Here is a 21,383-nt window from a genome sequence, read left to right as displayed (position 1 = left end):
TATCCCTTAACTCTTTTAAGAGTTAATATAGTAATATTTGGCATTCTTATTTTTCCTTATTTATTAAATATAATAACTACTCCTTTGAGTTTATTGATATTGCAAGTTATACTAATTTCATTTTCTCTTAATTATTCACCTGCTATACCTATACTTTTTAAGCATATTCCAGTTTTTAAATGTTTTACGTATGCGAGTCTTTTATATGCTTTATCTAGAACTTTTATGAGTATTCTTACTTCATTTGGTTTAGTATATTTTACTAAATATTTGGGTAATTGGGGAATATCAGTTATAACTGTTCCTATAATATTAAGTTCAATGTGGGGGGCTCACATTTTTACAAGCTAGAGAAAAAGGCTAAAAATTATCCTTAAAAGGAAAATATGTTTTCTAAAAATATATTTTGTTGTATTGGTTTAAAGCTAGATATCCCTAAATTTTCGTTACATAATTCAATTAAGCGATGAGTTAAAACAGGAATTTCTAAATATGTAGCAAAGCTAATAAAATGTATTAGAGTTTCCTTTATTACTTTTCTAGCTTTCTCAGGTGATTTAGCACCTAAAGTCTGTATATTATGGACTTTATCAAAAAGTTTTATGAGGGCTGTATTATATCTTTTTTGTTTGATTAACAGGTTTAAGCTTTCCTCGGCACTGATTTTTCCATAAGGTTTGATTCTAGTTAAACCCTCTACATGTCTAGCTACTTCTATTTCAAAAATTTCGGTAATCATCTCTTCAGTAAGTTCTGTATCCTCAATAGTATCGTGAAGTAGAGCAGCATTTATCATATTAGAAGTAAAAAGCTTAGGGGCTTCGTCTGCTACAAACTCCGCAAGCATAATCGCTACCTCAATTGGGTGAGAGTAGTAAGGATCGCCTGATTGACGCATTTGCAAGCCGTGATATTTACGGGTGTAGTAGATACCTTTTTTGATTTCCTCTATATCAACAGGATTTTTTACTTTATCGTTTAAATATTCGAGTTTATCAATCAGCTTTTTAGCGTAAATGCAAATTTCAAACTTTTCTTTCCAAGAGCTTATATCTTTCATAAAAGTTATTTTATTTATATTAATAATAGTTGATTACAATTAAAGCAAAAGTTAAAAAATTGCAATAATAAATAATTTTTTAACTCTAAATAGATTAATAACTTTTGATTACATTATATTTAAATAACTTCATTCTATTTTATTATTTACTTTTGCTTCTTGTTCTTGCTGTAATTTATACTCTGCTGCTTTTTCTTCTATATAGTTAAAAAAGAAATAACAAAAAGTTAAAAAACTAGTGAGAATAATAGCAAATGTTATTAATATTAACTTAAGCTCTTTCCTTGCATTTTGAGCTTTTAAACGCTTTTCCTCCTCTTCATCTATTATTAACTCAGAGGTTAAAGTTTCTTCTTCTTTATTTTCCATATTTTAACTCTTAAAAATTAGATTATATTATGAATGACAGAGTTTAATTATCATTAAGAGAAGTAATCTATAGAAGTAATTAAAATAAGTCAATAACTATAATTATTGATTGTAATAATTATAGTTTTATAAATTTAATTCACCTATAAATATAATTATTTAGAGTTGAAAAAATTATCATTAACAGAAAGGGAATAACATTATGAATAAAGAAACAATAGACTTCTTGCATAACTTGCTTCTAAGGGTAATTTGTACGTCGAACCGGTACTCGAATCCTCACGTACTTAAGTGTACGCTGCGGTTCGCAGTGAAGTGTCTCTTTCAAATTCCTCCTTATTAGCTACGTTATGCAAGAAGTCTAATAAAAGAAAAATTTAATAATGTAGTTAAAGCTATTTACAATGCTTATAACGGTGAAATCACAGAAGAACAAGCACGACAAGCAGCGAGGAATTTTATCGCGTTTTGCCAAAAGCTTATAGAGGTACAAACTAGATTAGAAAAGGAAAAAAACAATAAAACGTAAAGTTTAATTGACTTTTTTGGGAAGTTGTATATAGAACTCATAACCGGAATGGCAAAATGCTATTTCGGGGCTTAGAAACCTCTTGCAATATGTTATATGTATCAGCCACTATATGATGCAATCTTCAGCACTTATGGTTGGGGATGACGATAGACATGTCCAGAGCTTAGAGGTTACTTTGAGCTTAAAATCTATTGTGAACTGTTATTGCGGTTTTTCTAACTCCCCAACCACCATAAAATATTTTGTGGTGGTTAGAACTTAAAAATCTAAGTTTAACTAAACGGGGTAAATCAAAATGACTTCCACTAAAAAAATAATAATCTTTCTAACACCACTTTCAAATTCTAAAGATCGTAAGCGTCGTAAAGAACTCCTTAATTCATATTGTCGGCAAAATAATTTCACTATATTAAAAATCTTAGAGCAAAGCTCATTTGATCATGCTATTTTAAGAGAGCTAGTTGCTCAAATCGTACACGAGCCTAAAGGAACCATTACTGCTTTTATTGAAGATAAATTATTAAACACTCCAAACAGTATAGTTCTCTTTTCAGTAATTGGGACTTTATATTTACTTGGACTGATTAAAACGGAAATATATAATAAATCTTATACTGAGTTAAAACTTTGTGGTTCAATACTTGATGATTTTTTAAGTATTGCGACCTTTAATCTTAATTTTTATATTCCAGGATAAATTATAGTATGCTAAGATATTGCTTTTAAAAATAAGTGATTATACTCGTTGAACTTGAAAAATTGGTTGCGTCATCCTACAAGAGCTGTGGTGCTGAACGTTTAAGTATACGCTCCGCTCCTCGCCTGGCATTGCCCGCGTGGATCAATTTCACCTATGTCATCTCGTGGCTTGACCATGGGGTGACACAGTAGCGTTTTACCGATTCACGCAACAAGGCCTCCTCGCTTTGTGGATTCCTTGCTCTTTTTCAAGTTGAACCTCGTATACCAACTCTTCATTTTACTTCGGAGTATATCAGTGTCAAAATTTTCTTTTAATATTCATCATCAGCATAAAAAAGCTAGAAGCGGTGTTATCACAACCGCACACGGTGAGATTCGTACCCCTGCTTTCATGCCGGTCGGTACTAGAGGAACCGTTAAGGCAATGCTGCCTGAATCAGTAGCTGAAACCGGAGCGGATATATTACTCGGAAATACTTACCATTTAATGCTGCAGCCGACTGCCGAGCGTATAGCACGTCTTGGTGGTTTGCATAAATTCATGAATTGGGATAAGCCTATATTAACTGATTCCGGCGGTTTTCAGGTAATGTCGTTATCGAAATTACGCAAGATAACCGACGAGGGAGTAAGTTTCAGCTCTCATATTAATGGCGATAAATATATGTTAACGCCTGAGCGTTCTACCGAAATACAACATTTACTCGGTAGTACTATCACTATGGCTTTTGATGAATGTACGCCTTACCCTGCAACCTTTGAAGAAGCTAAAACTTCTATGCAGCTTACGACTAGATGGGCAAATAGATCACGTAATGCCTTTGTTAAAAGAGATGGCTATGCACAATTCGGTATTATTCAAGGTAGTGTTTACGAAGAATTACGTGAGGAGTCAGCTAAAGATTTAGTAGAACTCGATTTTGAGGGTTATGCTATAGGCGGGCTTGCGGTAGGTGAGGGGCAGGAGCTTATGTTTAAAGTACTTGATTATGCTCCCGATTTTCTGCCGCAAAATAAGCCGTGCTATTTAATGGGAGTCGGTAAGCCTGCTGATATTATCGGTGCTGTACGCCGAGGTATAGATATGTTTGACTGCGTAATCCCGACACGTTCAGGACGCAACGGTCAGGCTTTTACTAAATACGGCACGGTAAATATCCGCAATAGTAAATACGCCGATGATAAAGAGCCGCTTGAGCATGATTGTTTATGTCCTGCTTGTAAAAACTATAGTAAAGCTTATCTGCATCATTTAGTTAGAATCGGTGAAATACTTGGCTCTATGATAATGACGTGGCATAATTTAACATATTTTCAAAACCTCATGAGCCGTATTAGGGAATATATTAAGCTAGGTAAAGATTTTGATTTTAATTCTTAATATACTCGATGAACTTCAAAAATTGGCTACGTCGTTCTATAAGAGCTGCGGTTCTCACGTATTAAGTATACGCTGCGATCCTCGCTTATGAACTCCTTACTCTTTTTGAGGTTGATCTTCGTATACCAATTCTTCATTTACTAAAGGTATACGCTCTTAGTTGACTAATTATAAAACGTACTTAAATAGGCTATGTTATGGAAAAAGTTTGTGCAGATCACACTTCAGTGGTTGTAACTAGACAAAAACAAAAATCAGTGGTTATTATGTCTCTTGAAGATTATAATGCTATGGAGGAAACTTTATACTTATTAAAAAGCCCTAAAAATGCCGAAAGACTAAAACGAGCAATTAATGATTTTGAAGCAAATAAAAACTTTAAAATAGTGTCTTTATAATGGAAATATTATTTCACATTGATGTATGAGCAGATTCCTTGTATTTTCAAAAAAATGATATAAAAATTCTAGAAAAAATAAATGAGCTAATTAAGGATATTACATGTTCTCCCTTTACGGGAATCGGTAAACCTGAAGGCTTAAAGTACGATTTATCAGGCTATTGGTCTCGCCGAATTAATCATGAACATAGGCTAATATATACTGTTAAAGGTAAAACCGTTTACATATTACAATGTAGATATCATTATTAAATCCGAATTTTAAATAAAAGTATGATTTCCTAATGCAAAATATTGATTTAATATCTGAAGAAGAAGCAAAAAAATTACTAGAAGAACTCAGCTGTAAAATAGCAGCGTATAATCATGCTTATTATATAGAAGATAATCCTTTAGTTTCAGATGCCGAATATGATCAGCTATTTAATATCAACCTCAAGCTTGAACAAAAATTTCCTCATTTAGTTTTAGAAAATAGTCCTAGCAAAAAAATAGGAGCAAAAATAGCAAATAAATTTGCTAAAGTTACGCATCAAGTACCGATGTTGTCTCTTAGTAATGCTTTTGACGAGCAAGATTTAAGAGATTTTGTAGACCGCATTAAAAATTTCTTACGCCTTGATGAATTTACTCCTATCTTTTGTGAGCCTAAAATAGACGGTTTGTCTTTTTCTGCTATTTATAAAAACGGGTTGCTTACAACGGGAGCTACAAGAGGTGATGGATATGTTGGTGAAGACATAACGGCAAATATCAAAACAATCAAAAATTTTCCTCATAAAATATATAATGCTCCGGAGTTTTTAGAAGTACGCGGGGAAATTTATATTGAAAAACAAGATTTCCTAAATCTAAATGAAGAACAAGAAGAGCAGGGCAGAGATAAATTTGCTAACCCCCGTAATGCTGCTGCCGGTTCGCTTCGTCAGCTTGATGCTTCTATTACGGCTAAACGACCGCTCAAATATTTTGTCTATTCAGGTGGAGTAACTGAGCAGAATCTTGCTTCTTCTCAAGATCAATTACTTACAAAATTAAAAGAATTTGGTTTTAGCGTTAATGAAATATCTAAGCTTACAAATTCCGAAGAAGAAATTTTCACCTTTTATGAATATCTCAAAACAAATAGAGAAAAATTACCTTATGAAATTGACGGGGTAGTATATAAGCTAAATGATTTTGTACTGCAAAATAGAATGGGGTTTATTGCTCGATCTCCAAGATTTGCTACCGCTCATAAATTTCCTGCTATAATAGGACGAACAAAACTGCTTTCTATTATGGTGCAAGTCGGTAGAACCGGTACGTTAACGCCGGTAGCCGAGCTTGAACCTATAGAAATAGGCGGGGTAACCGTTAGCAGAGCAACGCTGCATAATTTTCAAGAAATCATGCGAAAAGACGTACGTATCGGCGATTATGTGTTCTTGCAGCGTGCCGGTGACGTCATCCCTAAAATCACGGGAGTTGATATAGGGAAACGTCCTAATGATACAATAGCATTTGATACTCCTTTATTTTGCCCTTCATGTAATTCTAAGTTGCATTATGTACCTGAAGATATTATTATACGCTGTGATAACGGTCTTAATTGTCCTGCTCAGAATTATGAGCGTATTCGTCATTTTGTATCGAAAAACGCTATGGATATTGAAGGACTGGGACGTAAGCAAGTTGAGTTTTTAATAGATAAGGGGTTAATTAGCAATCCACTCGATATATTCTTTTTAAAAGAAAAAAATGATTCTAGTTTAGCCAAATTGGAGAACATGGATGGGTGGGGCAAAAAATCAGTAGAGAATCTTTTCAAAAATATCGAGAAATCAAAAAATGTTAGTTTGTCAAGATTCATATACGCTCTAGGTATTAGGCATATCGGTGAACAAAATGCTAAATTACTTGCTAGAGAATTTGGTAGCTATGCTAATTTTATAGCTCAAATGGAACTGCTTAGTAAAAATGATTCGGATATCTATCAGAAACTAAATGATTTAGAGGGTATCGGTGATAAGATTCTAGTAGATATTATTGATTTTTTTGATATTAAAGAAAATACCACGCTTATCAAAAAACTTGGTGAAGTATTAAATATTGAAGATTATAAAGAGACTAGAGAACAAAGCAGTTTAACAGGTAAGATAGTAGTATTTACCGGTAGCTTACCGACGATATCTAGAGCGGAAGCTAAAGCAACGGCTGAAAAACTTGGAGCTAAAGTTGCAGCTAGCGTATCATCGAACACGGATTTAGTCGTAGCAGGCGTTGATGCAGGCAGCAAGCTTAAAAAAGCTAAAGAGCTTAATATTAAAATTATTGATGAAGAAGAATGGCTGACAATAGTAAAAAAGGCTTAGAAAAAGCAGCTGTTGCGTTTTTTGCAACAGTTCAAATAGAAAGAGAACGGAGTGTCAAAAGACAAGTGGAATATTATAATTTAGATGCAATAATATTAGTCGGGTATAGTGTAAATTCTAGGAGAGGGATTGCTTTTAGAAAGTGGGCTACTAAACTTACTTAAAGAATATCTCATTAAAGGTTATAGTAACACTGTTTTTACGAAAGATTGCACAGTAAATTATACTATGATATAATATATAATTAAACATATAGGAGATATTTATGGGACATAGTATTGTTATTCCTGATGATCTAAACAATGAATTAACAACTGTAGCTAAATTAGAAGAGATACCTAAATCTAAGCTAATACGAGAAGCAATTAAAAATTATTTACGTGAATTAAAAGAAGATAGAGAAGATGCAGAAATTGCTTTAGCAAGAAGCAATAATAAAAACGATAAATTACTTACTTCAGAAGAGGCAGAAGAGTTCTTAAGAAAAAGATATGGTTTATAAACTAAATTGGAAAACATCAGCTTTAATAGATTTAAGTAAATTATGTTCTTCTGTTTCTGTTCCCTTAAAAGAAAAAATAGAATCATATCTTATTAAGTCACCGCAGGATCTCGGAAAGCCTTTAAAAGGTAAATATAGAAAATTATATAGATATGGTGATTATCGAATAATTTATGAACTAGATAAAGAAAATAAGCTTGTTAGTGTGTTACGAGTTGGTCATAGAAGTGAAATTTATGATTAATTTAAAATGAACTATCGTCATATTTATCATGCAGGCAATTTTGCTGATATAGTCAAACATTTAGTGCTAATTAGCATTTTAGAACAGCTTAAGAAAAAAGAAAAACCTTTTGCGGTTTTAGATGCTTTTGCAGGTCTTGGTCTTTACGATTTAAACTCGGAGGCGGCTTCTAAAACTCTAGAAAGCGATAAGGGTATTAATAAATTACTGCAAGCTACCAATCCTATCCCTCTACTCTTACAAACTTTCTTAAATATAATAAATATAGCGGGAGAAAATCACTACCCAGGCTCACCTTTTATAATTAAGCAATTATTAAGACCAAATGATCGTTTAATTGCCTGTGAGCTTCATCCAAGCGATTACTTGAGTTTAAAAAAACTACTACTGAATAATACGCATAATATAGATGCTTATAATGCGATTAAAGCTTTTCTACCGTTTAAAGAGAATAGAGGATTAATTTTTCTTGATCCGCCTTTTGAGGTCAAAAATGAGTTTCAAAAACTACTCGAAGCACTTAAAAAAATTAAGCTACGAGTTCTTAATAATACAGTCTTAATTTGGTATCCTATCAAAGATTTACCTTTAGTCCGTGATTTTTACCACAACTACAAGAATATCGGATTTAAAGAAACTATAATTATTGAATATGAGCTTTTAAATAGTGATAAAAATATGGTAAAGTGTGGGTTAATGTTAATTAATCCTCCAAATATAAAAGAGAAATTAGAAAAATTAACGGAATATTTAAGTGCATCTCTTAATTTAAAATTTACGTATTATACTCGTTGAACTTGAAAAATTGGCTTCGTTATTTTTTGCTTTTAATCCTCACGTACTAGTATGTATGCTGCGGTTAAAAGCTTCAAAATGCCTTGCTCTTTTCCAAGTTGAACTTCGTATACCAACTCTTCATTTCACAGGAGTATATTGATCTTTAATGTCTTTCCAAAAATATATCTTTTTACTGTTTATAGTTTTTCTTGTTCAAGGTTGCAGCAGTATTAAAGAATCTAGTGATACTACATTACTTTCTACTACTTCATCTCAATTAAAGCAAAAATATAAAATCAGTTATGCGGATTTAGTAGTGCAGTATGATTTAACAAATAAAAATAGCAAATGTATATATGCAAAAAACTTAGGTCTAATAATTAATAACCCTAAACAAAATAAGATTTTTCTACAAAAATTCCATAATAAAAATCCGGCAGAATTTAATAAAGCCGCCGAAATAAAAATATCTGATATAAAGGCAGTTGTAACAAAGCTAAATTCAAAATATAAGTTTCTCTCTAAACCGGAAGCTAGCTATTTTGCAAAAAAACAAACTCATAGGAATAACATCTCGGAATTAACCAAGCTTGATAAAATAATTAGTACAATACCGCTTATGATGCCGGAATATGAGCCGAAAATTACTAGCCATTACGGAACTAGGAAAAGTCCTCATAAAAAGAAAAGAAAAAAGAAATGTTTCCATAGCGGTATTGATTTACAAGCTAAAAAAGCAGCACCGATATATGCAGCAGCAAGCGGAATTGTTATAAAAGCCGCTAGAGCACCTGATTACGGGAATTTTGTTGAGATTAAACATGGACGCAAATTTGTTACGAAATATGCTCATTTAAAGGAAATGTCAGTTAAGGAAGGAAATAAAATTAAGCGGGGTCAATTTATCGGTATACAAGGAAAAACCGGTAATGCTACGGGTGAGCATTTGCATTTTGAAATTCTACTAGACAACAAAGCAATCAATCCGTTTGACTTTATTTTTAACTGCCGTAAATGTTGATAAATAGGTTTTATTGTATAGTTTTATGTCATTCCCTAGTTAAAAGGGGTGTTGTTGCATGGCTTAATTCCACCACAGTCACCCCGTGGCTTGTCCACGGGGTCTAGTTAAAAATACTAATATTATTAGTATTTTTAGTTATTTTTTGCTGGATACCGTGGACAAGCCACGGTATGACACCGAGGCGTTTTTCGATCCATGCAACAACACGAATATTAACCTAATTTATATTAATATGATCAAACTTTTATATCCTGAATTTTGGCAGAAGCGAAATATTATAGCTTATTTGCTTTTACCTATAAGCTTGATATATCAATTTTTAGGCTATTTACGAGCTAGTTTAGCACGTCCTATTATGTTGCCTGTTAAAGTTATTTGTGTCGGTAATTGTAGCGTAGGAGGTACGGGTAAGACGCAGATAGTAATGTATCTAGCCAAATTACTGAGAGCTAAAAATGTAAGTTTTGTAATAGTAACTAAGGCTTATGGTAGTAACCTTAAAAGTGCAACTACCATACATCAAGGACATACAGCATTAGAGGTAGGAGATGAAGGAGTAATACTTGCAAAGTATGGAACAGTTATTGCTACTAAAAATATTAAAGAGATTTTACCATTAATTAATGAGCTTAAACCTGATATAATAATAATTGATGATTTCCTACAAAATCCTTATTTTCATAAAGATTTTACTATAGTTTCAGTAGATAGCCAAAGGCTTTTCGGCAATGGCTTTCTAATTCCTGCCGGTCCTTTAAGACAATATCCAAATAAAGCCCTTGATGTAGCTGATTTAATCTTTTTAGTCAGTAGCAATCACGATAAAATACAAAATGAACTAGTGCCTTATACAGGTAAACTAATAAATGCTCAAATCATACCCTCAAGTAATATAGACAAAACTAAAAATTATTTTGCTTTTAGCGGTATCGGTAATCCTGAGCGTTTCTTTTCGACTTTAAAAAATTATGGACTGAATATAACCGGTTACAAAATTTTTCCTGATCATTATAATTATTTACAAGCAGATTTAGAAAATTTATATTCATTAGCTAAAGAGCATAATGCTACCTTAATTACTACAAGAAAAGATCATATTAAGTTCAATGATTTAAATAATAATATTGTCTGTTTAGATGTAGAATTATCTATCAATAATCCTGATTTATTAAATGAAAAAATTTTTAAAAAAGCTCAGATATTTAATTGAGTATTTTATCGTCGTTATATTCCTTAAAGTAATAGGAATATTCGGTATAGATAAAGCAGCAGATATTTGTAGTTTCATAGCAAGAAAAGTCGGTATATTATTTGCCTTTAATAAAATTGCTAGACGAAATATTAAAGTAGTATTCGGCGATATGTGTGATGTTGAAAGAATCATAGATCAAACTTGGGATAATTTCGGTAGATTCATCGGTGAAAGTGCTTATGTTAATAAAATGAGCGAAGCTGAGCTAGAAAATAGAGCCGAGATAATAGGTATTGAGAATATTAAAAAGCTGGGAGAGCAACCCTTTTTATTATTTAGTGGTCACTTTGCCAATTGGGATATCGGTCTTAATCTTCTGCATAAATCTTATCCGAAATTTGCCGTAATTTATCGTAAGGCAAATAACCCGTATGTTAATAAGCTAATTAATGAAAGTCGGGCTAGTGATAAATTGAGGCTTATACCGAAAGGTCCTGACGGTAGCAGAGCTTTAGTTAGGGCTATCAAGGAGAGTGAATCTATTGTTATGCTTGTTGATCAAAAAATGAACGATGGAATTGAAGTGCCTTTTTTAGGACATCCTGCTATGACTGCAAACGCCATAGCTAAAATTGCTTTGCAGTATAAATATCCAATTATACCTTGCCAAATCATTAGAACTAAAGGCAGTTATTTTAAAGTAATAGTTCACCCGCCATTAAAGTTTGAGCAAACCGGCGATAATAAAGCCGATTGCTATAATATTATGCTTAATATTAATCAAATGCTAGGAGAATGGGTTAAGCAAAATCCAGCTCAATGGTTCTGGTTTCACAACAGATGGAAAAAATAATGTATACTCGTTTAATTTGAAAAATTGGCGTCGTTGTTTTATATTTTTTGATCCTCACGTACTAATATGTACGCTGCGGTCAAAAAATATAAAACGCCTTGCTCTTTTCCAAATTAAACTTCGTCTACTATTTTTCATTTATTCAGAGTAGAATCTTTAATTTTTCAAGTACTTCTTGGGCGTGATTTTTAGCATTTACCGAACGCCAAATATGTTTAACTATTCCTTCCTTATCAAGTAAAAACGTAGCTCTATCAATGCCCATATATTTTTTACCGAACATTGATTTTTCTATCCATACCCCTAATTGTTCACATAAATTTGAATTTGCATCAGAGGCTAAATCAAATCCTAAACTATATTTTTCTTTAAATTTATCGTGAGAGTCAAGCTTATCTTTAGATACTCCAATAATCACCGTATTAAGTTTATCGAATTCCGGTTTTAGCCTATTAAAATCTTGTGCTTCAATAGTACATCCAGGCGTATCGTCTTTCGGATAAAAATATAATACTATGAATTTTCCTTTTAAATCCGATAGTTTAATTACTTTATCGTTACCTATGTGCAGCGAAAAATCAGGAGCTTTTTTTCCTAGTTCTAATGTCATAACATCCTCAAATTTATTTTGTACAATAACTATATATTAAATAGGTATTTTTTAAAATTGCTTTTTAAGGTTATATTATTTATAATTCTGAATATATAATATTTAAGTTTAATTTTTATTAACTATTAGACCTCTTCGGAAACTCGCTTATAGAGAGGAATTTGAAGAAGACACGGAACGCAGAACCGCAGCGTACACACTAGTACGTGAGGATTCGAGTACCGGATCGACGTACAAATTACCCCTAGAAGTAGAGTTTCCGAAGAGGTCTATTTCAAAAAGAGGGGTTATGAGAACTATAGGTGAAGCACTTGAAGAATTACATAAAAACCTTAAGAATTCTGCTGAAATTATTACTGCCGACTTTAATAAAAAATGTCATAAAGTAGCGGATAAATTATCTGTCAAAATTAATGATTTAGAGAAATATGCTAAGGATAGTAAAGACCACTCGTTAGAAACTATAAAAGAGCAATATAAAAGTTTAACAAAAGAGTTGCAGGATTATCAGAAAATTAAAGATGATAAAGTAGAAGAATATAGACAAACTCTTGTAAAAAAACTTGATGATTTAAGTAAGAAAATTGAACAATATAACAATAAATATAAATAATCGGAGAATATAATGAAAAGAATATTAATAACACTAGGGGCTACCGCTACATTATTATTAACACCTAGCATTTTTGCAGATTCGCCTACCAAAGATGAAACAAAAGCAAATGAAGTGCAAACTGAAGAAGTAGCTACAAGCAGTACAAAAACAATTACCGAAAATTTACAGGAATTAAAAGACAATTTAACAAACTTAGCCCAAACGGGAGCCGATAAATTTAATCAGACCTTAAGCAATACTTATGATCAGATAGCACAAAGCGTTGCAGAGATAAAAAAGAATGTGAAAGATCAGAAAGATAAAAAAGGTGAAGAACTGCAAAAATCTATAGATGATGTAAAAGCAAAAATGGAAGATTATAAAAAAGCAAGAAGCAAGAAGAAATACGTCAGCACCTAGTGGATAAATTAGAAGAGCTAAATAAAAATATTAACGAATATAATAAAGAAAAAGCAAATTCGTAATTTTTTAACGTCATTGCGAGGAGAAACTATAAGTTTCGACGAAGCAATCTCAGGAGTTTATCCTACTTCATGAGATTGCCGCATCGAGGCTTCACCTCTCCTTGCAATGACGTTGTACCCTTAAAAATCGGTATTATTTATGACTATTACCAAAGAAAAAATTTCAGCTATGTTAAGCTCCAAATTGGGTTTTTCAAATAATTTATGTGAGGAAATAGTTAATACGGTTTTTTCTAATATTTTAGAAATAGTAAAAGAGCAAAAATTAACTTTAAAGAATTTCGGCAGTTTTGAGGTTAAACAAAAAAATCCACGTCCCGGAATAAATTTTCATACTAAATCACCAATAATTATAGAATCAAAAAAGAATTTACGTTTTTTCCCGTCTTCCAAATTAAAAGCTTTAATTAACGAACATGACAAATAATAGATTAATAGATTCTTTGCAGAACGAAGCTAATAAAGAGGAATTTGAAGGAAATACGGAAGCACTTGCCACCGCATCGTACACGCAAGTAACGGAGGATGCGAGTACCGGATTGACGTACAAATTACCTTTAGAAGCGAGTTACGTAAGGAGTCTAACAAAAAAATATTATTCTGCTAGTGAAGTAACTAAGCATTTAAATATTGCTTTACATCAATTAAGATATCTAGAGACAAAAATCCCTGATTTATCTAATTATAAAATAAATAATAGAAAATATTATACTGTTAATGATATTGATCTACTTCAAAAATCTTTAAAGAAAGATATTACATCTCCGTCTACCGATAAAGTTCATATATTACTTACCAACTTCCATAATTTATCTCTTCAAATAAAAAAAATTCTTGCCGATTCCTCTATGACTTGCGTATAGTATTTGTCATATTACGTTTTAAAGGAAAGAAAGGAGCATATTATGACAATAAGACAAATGGTAAAGCCGGTAATTATAGGCATATCCGGTCCTGAATTAACCGATGCCGAAAGAGAATTATTTGAAGAGCATAATCCTTTAGGTGTAATTTTATTCCGTCGTAATATTAGAAAGAATGATAACGGTGAGCAGGATAAAGAAACTCTTATTAAGCTTATTGCAGATATAAAAGAAGTATTAGGAGAAAATACTATCATCTCTATAGATCAAGAGGGCGGTAGGGTAAAAAGGCTCATAGCACCGACTTTTTATGACGCTCCGGCTGCGAAGGACTTTACTAATCTCCAAACATGTAAACACAATTATAGCAATATAGGCAAAGAGCTAAGAGAAGTAGGTATTAATCTAGATTTTGCTCCGGTTGCGGATTTGATTCACGAAGGAGCAGACAAGATAGTCGGAGATAGAAGTTTTGGTTCAGAGCCGGAAGTAGTCGTACCTTTATGTTTAGCTGCTATAGACGGATTACAAGAAGAGAAGGTCGGGGCTTGCATCAAGCACATTCCAGGGCATGGTAGAGCTAAAGTAGATAGCCATATAGGGTTACCTATTGTTGATACTAGCTTAAAAGAACTAGAGGATACAGATTTTAAAGTATTTAAGGAGCTAGCGAAGCACAATAATATTAAGCTTGCTATGACGGCACATATAATTTACAAAGCTCTTGATTCTGAGAATCCTGCCACCCTATCAAAAAAAGTTATAGACTATATTAAAAATAATATCGGCTTTAAAGGGCTTATTATTTCCGATGCAATAGATATGAAAGCTTTAAGCGGTAGTATGGCAGATATTACCAAAGGAGTTTTAGATGCAGGCGTAGATATAGTACTTGAATGTACCGGAGAATTTAACAAAATGTCTGAAGTTCTACGTAGTGTTTCGGAAAGTTCTATAGATAAATTTTCTGATCTGTTAATTGCTTGATGCTATTCGTCATTGCGAGGAAATTACGTAAGTAATTGACGAAGCAATCTCAGGAATTTGTTATTATTTCATGAGATTGCCACGCGGTCTTCGACCGCTCGCAATGACGATGAAACAGATCTATCCAATTAATCTAAGTTAAAATTAATTAAACAATTTTATTGAAAAAAATTTATTTTTACTATTAATCTGTTTTTTAATTTTTAGTTAAAGAATTAATTTTATCAATTACTTGAATAGTATTATGAACAATCTTGTGGATTTAAGTTCTAAAAGCTATAGGTAATATTTACTAAGAATAGAGATATATAGAATTTTAGGTAGTAGGAGGGGATTTGATTTGTGATATTATTAATCTGCTTAAAGAAGATTTAAATAAAGCAGATATAGAAAATGAGATATATATGCGTCTTAAAGAACCTTATTCTGTTTTAAAAAAGATGAAAAGGAAAGAAGTGCCGATTTATGCGTTGAAAGACTTAATTGCATGTAGGATTATAGTTAAATCTAAAGCTCTATGCTATAATGCTTTGGACGTAGTTAAGAGTTCTCCGCATTTAGATTGGTTATACACCAAAGATTATATAAATAGACCAAAAAGCAACGGCTATCAGTCTCTTCATAATATAATGCAGCTTTTACATTCTAAACGTAATTTTGAAATACAGATAAGAAGTGAAGATATGCATAAAGATGCTGAGTTTGGTAGAGCGGCTCATTTAAATTACAAAGAAGAACAAGACCGTCATTTGAAAAAAGTTTTTGACGTTAGTAATGACACGATACTTTCTAAAGCACGTCAAATGGTGAAACAATTTGAAGGATTAGAAGAACAAATTGTAGAATATGAAAAAGAAATTATGCGTATTTGGGATACTAAATACGACGAAATGCTAAAATGGGAAAATACTGCTGAAGTGCTAATATTTAATGAAGAGTAGTTTTTTCGTCATTGCGAGGAAATTGCATAGCAATTGACGAAGCAATCTCAGGAGTTTTATACTACTTTATGAGATTGCCACGCAAGTACTACGACTGCTCGCAATGACGACCCATGTGTCATAACACCAATGTGATAAAAATATAACATTTATTAAAACTTTATAAAAAAACTATAGCGATGCTTGTAATTATATACAATATATAGTATGCTCAGCCTGTAGTTTAGAAACTATTGAAACAAAATATTAGGTTATTTCCTTATCAAAAGCAGGATATATTGACTTGCGTTTGATAAGTTTGTTTTAATACTAGGTACTAAATTTTAACTTAAATATAGGAAAAAAAATTATGGCTCAAAAACCAAATTTTCTAAAAAAATTAATTTCCGCAGGATTGGTAACTGCTTCTACAGCTACCATAGTAGCCGGCTTCGGAGGCTCAGCTATGGGTGCTGCCGTGCAGCAGAATAGAACGACGGCTGGAGCTGCTACAACTGTTGACGGTGCGGGATTTGACCAAACTGCCGCTCCTGCAAATCTTGTAGTTGCTCCAAATGCAGTTATTACGGCTAATGCTAATAATGGTATTAATTTTAATACTCCAGCAGGTAGTTTTAACGGTTTGTTTTTAGATACTGCAAACAATTTAGCAGCGACAGTTAGTGAAGATACTACTTTAGGATTTATCACTAATGCTGCTAATAATGCTAACTTCTTTAATTTTACTCTTGGTGCCGGTAAAACTCTTACCATAACAGGACAAGGTATTACTGCTGCACAAGCTGGTGCTACAAAAAATGCTCAAAATGTTGTTGCACAATTTAATGGTGATGCTGCTATTGCCAATAATGATCTTAGTGGTGTAGGAACAATAGATTTTGGTGCTGCGGCTTCTACATTAGTATTTAATTTAACAAACCCTACAACTCAAAAAGCTCCTCTTATACTTGGAGATAATGCTGTAATAGCTAATGGTGCTAACAGTACATTAAATGTTACTAATGGATTTATTCAAGTTTCAGATAAAACTTTTGCTACTATTAAGACAATTAATATCGGTGACGGTCAAGGTTTCATTTTCAATACTGATGCTACTAACGGTAATGCTTTAAATTTACAACAAGTAGCCGGTTCTACTATTAATTTTAACGGAACGGACGGTACAGGTAGATTAGTATTATTAAGTAAGAATGGTGCTGCTACCGACTTTAATGTTATGACAGGAAGTCTAGGCGGTAATCTAAAAGGTATTATCGAATTTAACACTGTTGCAGTAGCCGGTCAACTTGCAGCTAATGCAGGTCCTGCTAATGCAGTAATAGGTACTAATAATGGAGCAGGTAGAGCTGCAGGATTTGTTGTTAGCGTAGATAATGGCAATGCAGCAACAATCGCTGGACAAGTTTATGCTAAAGACATGGTTATACAAAGTGCTAATGCAGGTGGACAAGTAAATTTTGGATACATAGTTGATGTTGGTACAGATGGTACTACTGCATTTAAAACAGCAGCTACTACAGTTGCAATAACCCAGAACTCAAACTTTGGTGCTGTTGATTTCGGTAATACTGCATCACAAATTACAGTTCCTGATACTAAGGTTCTTACAGGTAACTTCACAGGTGATGCTAGCAATAACGGTAATACTGCGGGTGTGATAACTTTTGCTGCTAACGGTACTTTAGCAAGTGGTAATGCTGATGCAAATGTTGCGGTAACAAATAAAATTACGGCAATCGAAGCAGCAGGTGTCGGAGTTGTCCAATTATCAGGAACACATACTGCTGAATTACGTTTAGGAAACGCTGGTTCTCAGTTTAAGCTTGCTGATGGTACAATTATCAATGGTAAAGTTAACCAAACTGTTCTTGTCGGTAATGCTGTTCTTGCAAATGGTGCTATTCAGTTAGATGGAAGTGCTACAATTACCGGTGATATAGGTAACGGTGTTGGTAATGCTGCTCCGATACAAGGGATTACTTTAGCTAACGATGCTTCAAAAACATTAACACTTGGCGGAGCAAATATTATCGGTGCTGTTGCCGGTGGAACAATTGATTTCCAAGCTAACGGAGGTACTGTTAAGTTAACAAGTACTCAAAATAATATTTTAGTTGATTTTGATTTAGCTATCACTACTGATAAAACAGGTGTTGTTGATGCAAGTAGCATAACAAATGCTCAAACTTTAACTATTTCAGGTAGTATTGGTACTATTGCAGCTAATAATAAAACTCTTGGACAATTAAATGTCGGCTCAAGTAAAACAATTTTAAATAGCGGTGATGTTGCTATTAATGAGTTGGTTATTGGAAATAACGGTTCAGTACAACTTGCTCACAATACTTATTTAATAACCAGAACTACAAATGCTGCTGGCCAAGGTAAAATAATATTTGACCCTACTGTAGGTCCTGCTACAACTCTCGCAGATGGTACAAATTTAGGTAGTGCAGTAAATCCACTTGCAGAAATTAATTTTGCCGGTAATGCAACTGTGGCATTTGGTAAAGATGATAATTTATATGCCAATAACATTACTACTGCTGTTGCTAATACAGGTACTTTCATCTTCAATAGTGGTGGGAAAAACTTAGTAAGCGGTACAGTCGGTGGACAGCAAGGTAATAAGTTTAACGGAGTAGAAGTAACTAACGGTACTACGGCTCAGTTCTCAGGTAATGCCATTTTTAACGCCGGTACTACGATTACTGCTGATTCTACTTTACAAATCGGTGGTAATTATACTACAGATTTTTTCACATCTGCTGATAACACCGGTACGGTAGAATTCGTTAACGCTGATCCTATTACTGTGACGGTAAACAAACAAGCTGTACCTGTTGCTGATTTAAAACAAATAACAGTCTCCGGTCCTGGTAACGTAGTGATTAATCAAATTGGTAATGCAGCTAATCCTGGTACAATTTCTTTTGAAAATGCAAGTTTAGGAACAAGTTTATTCTTAGCTAGCGGTGTTCCATTAGATCCTTTAACAATTACCAGTACTGTTGGTAATAAGGTAGCAGACGGTGGATTTAATGCTCCTAGAGTGATTGTTACAGATGCTGATAGCACAATCGGTGTAGGTCAAGCAATCGGTGATCAGGATAATATCGTAGGTCTTGGACTTGCAAGTGATAATACGATTACTGTTGATGATGCTACAGTATACGCAACTTTATTTGCTGTAAATAACGATGAAGGTACTATAGAGCTTAATGGCGGCGTTCCTAATACTCCAGGTACGATTTACGGTTTAGGTTTCAAGAACGGTGATCCAAAGTTAGAGGAAGTAACGTTTACTACAAACTATAACAACTTAGGTAGTATTATTGCAACTAATGCAATAATTGAGGACGGTTTAACAGTTACTACAGGCGGTGTAGCCGGAAAAGATTTCGACGGTAAAATTACTCTTGGAAGTGTTAACGGTAACTCTAACGTAATTTTTGTTGACGGTACAAACTCTACTGCTGCAAGTACAATTGTTACTACCAAAACTAATAATGGTACCGTAACTTACTTAGGTAGTGCGTCTGTCGGTAATATAGGTAACTCTAATGCTCTTGTAGCTTCTGTGAAATTTACGGGTCCTGCCGGTTCATTAGAAAAATTACTAGGAAATATATATTCTACGGCAACCAATTTTGGTAATGTTAACTTAAATGTTGCAGGATCTAATGTAATTTTAGGCGGCGGTACTACTGCTATTAACGGTAATATCAACCTTGTAACAAATACCTTAACATTTGAAAGCGGTACTTCAACATGGGGAAGTAATACTTCTATTGAAACTACTTTAACAGTAGCAAACGGTAATATAGGTCACATTGTTATTGCAGAAAATGCCGGGGTTAATGCAACAACTACGGGAACAACAACTATTAACGTACAAGATAATGCCAATGCAAATTTCAGCGGTACACAAACTTATACTTTAATCCAAGGTGGTGCTAGATTTAACGGTACTTTAGGAGGTCCTAACTTTGCTGTAACCGGAAGTAATCGTTTCGTAAATTACGGTTTAATACGTATTGCTAACCAAGATTATGTAATAACACGTACTAACAATGCAGCAAACGTAGTTACTAATGATATCGCAAATAGCCCATTTGCAGGTGCACCTGGTGTAGGTCAGAACGTTACAACATTTGTAAATTCAACTAATACTGCGGCGTATAATAATCTTCTTTTAGCTAAAAATGGTGCTGATTCTGCTAACTTTGTCGGAGCTATTACTACCGATACAAGTGCAGCCGTAACTAATGCACAATTAGATGTAGCAAAAGACATCCAAGCTCAACTTGGGAACAGATTAGGGGCCCTTAGATATTTAGGTACTCCTGAAACTGCTGAAATGGCTGGACCTGAAGCTGGAGCAATACCGGCTGCGGTTGCTGCAGTTGACGAAGCTGTCGACAATGTAGCTTACGGTATATGGGCAAAGCCTTTCTATACTGATGCACATCAAAGTAAGAAAGGCGGTTTAGCTGGTTATAAAGCTAAAACCACCGGTGTCGTAATCGGTTTAGATACGCTAGCTAACGATAACTTAATGATCGGTGCTGCTATCGGTATTACTAAAACCGATATAAAACACCAAGATTATAAAGGTGATAAAACCGACGTTAACGGTTTCTCATTCTCTCTATATGGTGCCCAGCAGCTTGTTGAGAACTTCTTTGCACAAGGTAGTGCAATATTTAGCTTAAACCAAGTGAAGAACAAAAGTCAGCGTTACTTCTTCGATGCTAACGGTAAGATGAATAAGCAAATTGCTGCCGGTAATTACGATAACATGACATTCGGTGGTAACTTAATGGTCGGTTATGATTACAATGCAATGCAAGGTGTGTTAGTAACTCCAATGGCAGGACTTAGCTACTTAAAGTCTTCTGACGAAAACTACAAAGAAACCGGTACAACAGTTGCAAACAAGCAAGTTAACAGCAAGTTTAGCGATAGAACCGATTTAATAGTAGGTGCTAAAGTAGCCGGTGGTACTATGAACATAACTGATCTTGCGGTATATCCGGAAGCTCACGCTTTTGTAGTTCACAAAGTAAATGGTAGATTATCTAAAACTCAGTCTCAGTTAGATGGACAAGTTACTCCGTTCATCAGCCAGCCTGACAGAACTGCTAAAACCTCTTACAATGTAGGTTTAAGTGCAAGTATAAGACCTGATGCTAAGATGGAATACGGAATCGGTTATGATTTCAATGCTGCAAGTAAGTATACTGCACATCAAGGTACTTTAAAAGTACGTGTAAACTTCTAATCGCTCCCGATTAGCAAGTTTATAACTTTCTAAAGAAAAAAGCTCTCTTTGAAAAAGGGGGCTTTTTTTTATTCTTTCTTCGTGCCTACAGGTCTTGTTGCGTGGCTCGGTAAACCCCACTATGTCACCTAGTTCGCTTGATCACGGGGTCCATAAAAACAATAAAAAATATTAATAAGTTAGTATTTTTAGCTGGATACCGTGGTCAAGCCCATAGTACCGGACATT

21 protein-coding genes and 3 pseudogenes are annotated in these 21,383 nt (G+C 33.6%); 20 read left to right on the top strand and 4 right to left on the bottom strand.

Annotated elements, in window-relative coordinates:
- Window positions 1–373 precede the first annotated feature (373 nt).
- The 3 genes and pseudogenes from ACE38Q_RS04925 to ACE38Q_RS04915 form a co-directional block, all read right to left on the bottom strand.
- The gene (locus ACE38Q_RS04925; protein ID WP_500190306.1) at window positions 374–1,060 is read right to left on the bottom strand and encodes an HD domain-containing protein; all 687 of its coding nucleotides are present in this window, start codon (window positions 1,058–1,060) and stop codon (window positions 374–376) included.
- Window positions 1,061–1,189: 129 nt separating this feature from the next.
- Window positions 1,190–1,429: an RP671a family tick cell line-upregulated protein gene (locus ACE38Q_RS04920; RefSeq protein ID WP_011270541.1), complete on the bottom strand. Its 240-nt coding sequence runs from the start codon at window positions 1,427–1,429 to the stop codon at window positions 1,190–1,192.
- A gap of 215 nt (window positions 1,430–1,644) precedes the next feature.
- Window positions 1,645–1,806: pseudogene (locus ACE38Q_RS04915) on the bottom strand (palindromic element RPE1 domain-containing protein); the annotation flags it as partial.
- Window positions 1,807–2,256: 450 nt separating this feature from the next.
- On the opposite strand from ACE38Q_RS04915, the gene ACE38Q_RS04910 reads away from it, so the two are divergent.
- The 12 genes from ACE38Q_RS04910 to ACE38Q_RS04855 all read left to right on the top strand — a co-directional run bounded on the left by ACE38Q_RS04910 (window position 2,257) and on the right by ACE38Q_RS04855 (window position 11,390).
- Entirely contained in the window at window positions 2,257–2,658 is a 402-nt protein-coding gene (locus ACE38Q_RS04910; protein ID WP_500190305.1) for a hypothetical protein, read from the top strand.
- A 300-nt stretch (window positions 2,659–2,958) separates the two neighbouring features.
- Window positions 2,959–4,044 (top strand): tRNA guanosine(34) transglycosylase Tgt, encoded by a 1,086-nt coding sequence (gene tgt / locus ACE38Q_RS04905; protein ID WP_500190304.1) that lies wholly within the window; start codon window positions 2,959–2,961, stop codon window positions 4,042–4,044.
- A gap of 197 nt (window positions 4,045–4,241) precedes the next feature.
- Window positions 4,242–4,442, top strand: coding sequence for a type II toxin-antitoxin system Phd/YefM family antitoxin (locus tag ACE38Q_RS04900; protein WP_500190303.1), 201 nt, complete (start codon window positions 4,242–4,244; stop codon window positions 4,440–4,442).
- Window positions 4,443–4,480: 38 nt separating this feature from the next.
- Window positions 4,481–4,696: a Txe/YoeB family addiction module toxin gene (locus ACE38Q_RS04895; protein WP_500190302.1), complete on the top strand. Its 216-nt coding sequence runs from the start codon at window positions 4,481–4,483 to the stop codon at window positions 4,694–4,696.
- Window positions 4,697–4,728: 32 nt separating this feature from the next.
- A complete protein-coding gene (gene ligA / locus ACE38Q_RS04890) occupies window positions 4,729–6,798 on the top strand; it encodes an NAD-dependent DNA ligase LigA (RefSeq protein WP_500190301.1) in 2,070 nt (689 codons plus the stop codon).
- Window positions 6,771–6,962, top strand: coding sequence for a RhuM family protein (gene rhuM / locus ACE38Q_RS04885; RefSeq protein WP_500190300.1), 192 nt, complete (start codon window positions 6,771–6,773; stop codon window positions 6,960–6,962). The genes ligA and rhuM overlap by 28 nt, the downstream gene beginning before the upstream one ends.
- A gap of 101 nt (window positions 6,963–7,063) precedes the next feature.
- Complete coding sequence (locus tag ACE38Q_RS04880; RefSeq protein ID WP_500190299.1) at window positions 7,064–7,300, top strand: ribbon-helix-helix domain-containing protein; 237 nt, start codon at window positions 7,064–7,066, stop codon at window positions 7,298–7,300.
- Complete coding sequence (locus ACE38Q_RS04875) at window positions 7,290–7,544, top strand: type II toxin-antitoxin system RelE family toxin (RefSeq protein WP_500190298.1); 255 nt, start codon at window positions 7,290–7,292, stop codon at window positions 7,542–7,544. Before ACE38Q_RS04880 ends, ACE38Q_RS04875 begins: the two co-directional genes overlap by 11 nt.
- A gap of 6 nt (window positions 7,545–7,550) precedes the next feature.
- Window positions 7,551–8,339 carry a 23S rRNA (adenine(2030)-N(6))-methyltransferase RlmJ gene (rlmJ, locus tag ACE38Q_RS04870; RefSeq protein WP_500190297.1) on the top strand — a complete coding sequence of 263 codons (789 nt, stop codon included), beginning with the start codon at window positions 7,551–7,553 and terminating at the stop codon, window positions 8,337–8,339.
- A gap of 148 nt (window positions 8,340–8,487) precedes the next feature.
- Window positions 8,488–9,342, top strand: coding sequence for a M23 family metallopeptidase (locus tag ACE38Q_RS04865; protein ID WP_500190296.1), 855 nt, complete (start codon window positions 8,488–8,490; stop codon window positions 9,340–9,342).
- A 235-nt stretch (window positions 9,343–9,577) separates the two neighbouring features.
- Window positions 9,578–10,555: a tetraacyldisaccharide 4'-kinase gene (gene lpxK, locus ACE38Q_RS04860; RefSeq protein ID WP_500190295.1), complete on the top strand. Its 978-nt coding sequence runs from the start codon at window positions 9,578–9,580 to the stop codon at window positions 10,553–10,555.
- Window positions 10,518–11,390 (top strand): lipid A biosynthesis lauroyl acyltransferase, encoded by an 873-nt coding sequence (locus ACE38Q_RS04855; protein WP_500190294.1) that lies wholly within the window; start codon window positions 10,518–10,520, stop codon window positions 11,388–11,390. Before lpxK ends, ACE38Q_RS04855 begins: the two co-directional genes overlap by 38 nt.
- Window positions 11,391–11,532: 142 nt before the next feature.
- Here the strand turns inward: ACE38Q_RS04855 and bcp are convergent, their stop codons facing one another.
- The gene (bcp, locus tag ACE38Q_RS04850) at window positions 11,533–12,000 is read right to left on the bottom strand and encodes a thioredoxin-dependent thiol peroxidase (RefSeq protein WP_500190293.1); all 468 of its coding nucleotides are present in this window, start codon (window positions 11,998–12,000) and stop codon (window positions 11,533–11,535) included.
- A gap of 118 nt (window positions 12,001–12,118) precedes the next feature.
- Between bcp and ACE38Q_RS04845 the strand changes: the two are divergent.
- The 8 genes and pseudogenes from ACE38Q_RS04845 to ompB form a co-directional block, all read left to right on the top strand.
- Window positions 12,119–12,337, top strand: a pseudogene (locus ACE38Q_RS04845) (palindromic element RPE1 domain-containing protein); the annotation flags it as partial.
- Between the two features lie 12 nt (window positions 12,338–12,349).
- On the top strand, window positions 12,350–12,613 hold the full coding sequence (locus ACE38Q_RS04840) for a hypothetical protein (protein ID WP_500191307.1): 264 nt from the start codon (window positions 12,350–12,352) through the stop codon (window positions 12,611–12,613).
- A 12-nt stretch (window positions 12,614–12,625) separates the two neighbouring features.
- Window positions 12,626–13,080 (top strand): annotated as a pseudogene (locus ACE38Q_RS04835) (hypothetical protein).
- A 139-nt stretch (window positions 13,081–13,219) separates the two neighbouring features.
- A complete protein-coding gene (locus ACE38Q_RS04830; protein WP_500190292.1) occupies window positions 13,220–13,507 on the top strand; it encodes an HU family DNA-binding protein in 288 nt (95 codons plus the stop codon).
- A gap of 112 nt (window positions 13,508–13,619) precedes the next feature.
- Entirely contained in the window at window positions 13,620–13,943 is a 324-nt protein-coding gene (locus ACE38Q_RS04825; protein WP_500191304.1) for a MerR family transcriptional regulator, read from the top strand.
- A 42-nt stretch (window positions 13,944–13,985) separates the two neighbouring features.
- A complete protein-coding gene (gene nagZ, locus ACE38Q_RS04820; RefSeq protein WP_500190291.1) occupies window positions 13,986–14,930 on the top strand; it encodes a beta-N-acetylhexosaminidase in 945 nt (314 codons plus the stop codon).
- 335 nt (window positions 14,931–15,265) lie between these two features.
- Window positions 15,266–15,871 carry a RelA/SpoT-related domain-containing protein gene (locus ACE38Q_RS04815; RefSeq protein WP_500190290.1) on the top strand — a complete coding sequence of 202 codons (606 nt, stop codon included), beginning with the start codon at window positions 15,266–15,268 and terminating at the stop codon, window positions 15,869–15,871.
- Window positions 15,872–16,220: 349 nt separating this feature from the next.
- Entirely contained in the window at window positions 16,221–21,155 is a 4,935-nt protein-coding gene (gene ompB / locus ACE38Q_RS04810; RefSeq protein ID WP_500190289.1) for an outer membrane protein OmpB, read from the top strand.
- The last annotated feature ends 228 nt before the right edge of the window (window positions 21,156–21,383 follow it).

Source organism: Rickettsia endosymbiont of Thecocarcelia acutangulata (assembly GCF_964263195.1).
In the GTDB taxonomy this organism is placed as follows: domain Bacteria; phylum Pseudomonadota; class Alphaproteobacteria; order Rickettsiales; family Rickettsiaceae; genus Rickettsia; species Rickettsia felis.
The sequence above is the reverse complement of the archived record's forward strand: the minus strand, read 5'-3'. Positions and strand labels throughout refer to the sequence as shown.

Excerpts from the sequence above, each read along its gene's own strand:
- ACE38Q_RS04865 (WP_500190296.1), top strand. The coding sequence starts at position 8,488 with ATGTCTTTCCAAAAATATATCTTTTTACTGTTTATAGTTTTTCTTGTT.
- nagZ (WP_500190291.1), top strand. The coding sequence starts at position 13,986 with ATGACAATAAGACAAATGGTAAAGCCGGTAATTATAGGCATATCCGGT.
- ACE38Q_RS04880 (WP_500190299.1), top strand. The coding sequence starts at position 7,064 with ATGGGACATAGTATTGTTATTCCTGATGATCTAAACAATGAATTAACA.
- ACE38Q_RS04925 (WP_500190306.1), bottom strand. The coding sequence starts at position 1,060 with ATGAAAGATATAAGCTCTTGGAAAGAAAAGTTTGAAATTTGCATTTAC.
- ACE38Q_RS04920 (WP_011270541.1), bottom strand. The coding sequence starts at position 1,429 with ATGGAAAATAAAGAAGAAGAAACTTTAACCTCTGAGTTAATAATAGAT.
- bcp (WP_500190293.1), bottom strand. The coding sequence starts at position 12,000 with ATGACATTAGAACTAGGAAAAAAAGCTCCTGATTTTTCGCTGCACATA.
- ACE38Q_RS04900 (WP_500190303.1), top strand. The coding sequence starts at position 4,242 with ATGGAAAAAGTTTGTGCAGATCACACTTCAGTGGTTGTAACTAGACAA.
- ACE38Q_RS04875 (WP_500190298.1), top strand. The coding sequence starts at position 7,290 with ATGGTTTATAAACTAAATTGGAAAACATCAGCTTTAATAGATTTAAGT.
- rhuM (WP_500190300.1), top strand. The coding sequence starts at position 6,771 with ATGGCTGACAATAGTAAAAAAGGCTTAGAAAAAGCAGCTGTTGCGTTT.
- rlmJ (WP_500190297.1), top strand. The coding sequence starts at position 7,551 with ATGAACTATCGTCATATTTATCATGCAGGCAATTTTGCTGATATAGTC.
- ACE38Q_RS04855 (WP_500190294.1), top strand. The coding sequence starts at position 10,518 with ATGAAAAAATTTTTAAAAAAGCTCAGATATTTAATTGAGTATTTTATC.
- ompB (WP_500190289.1), top strand. The coding sequence starts at position 16,221 with ATGGCTCAAAAACCAAATTTTCTAAAAAAATTAATTTCCGCAGGATTG.
- ACE38Q_RS04910 (WP_500190305.1), top strand. The coding sequence starts at position 2,257 with ATGACTTCCACTAAAAAAATAATAATCTTTCTAACACCACTTTCAAAT.
- ligA (WP_500190301.1), top strand. The coding sequence starts at position 4,729 with ATGCAAAATATTGATTTAATATCTGAAGAAGAAGCAAAAAAATTACTA.
- ACE38Q_RS04830 (WP_500190292.1), top strand. The coding sequence starts at position 13,220 with ATGACTATTACCAAAGAAAAAATTTCAGCTATGTTAAGCTCCAAATTG.
- lpxK (WP_500190295.1), top strand. The coding sequence starts at position 9,578 with ATGATCAAACTTTTATATCCTGAATTTTGGCAGAAGCGAAATATTATA.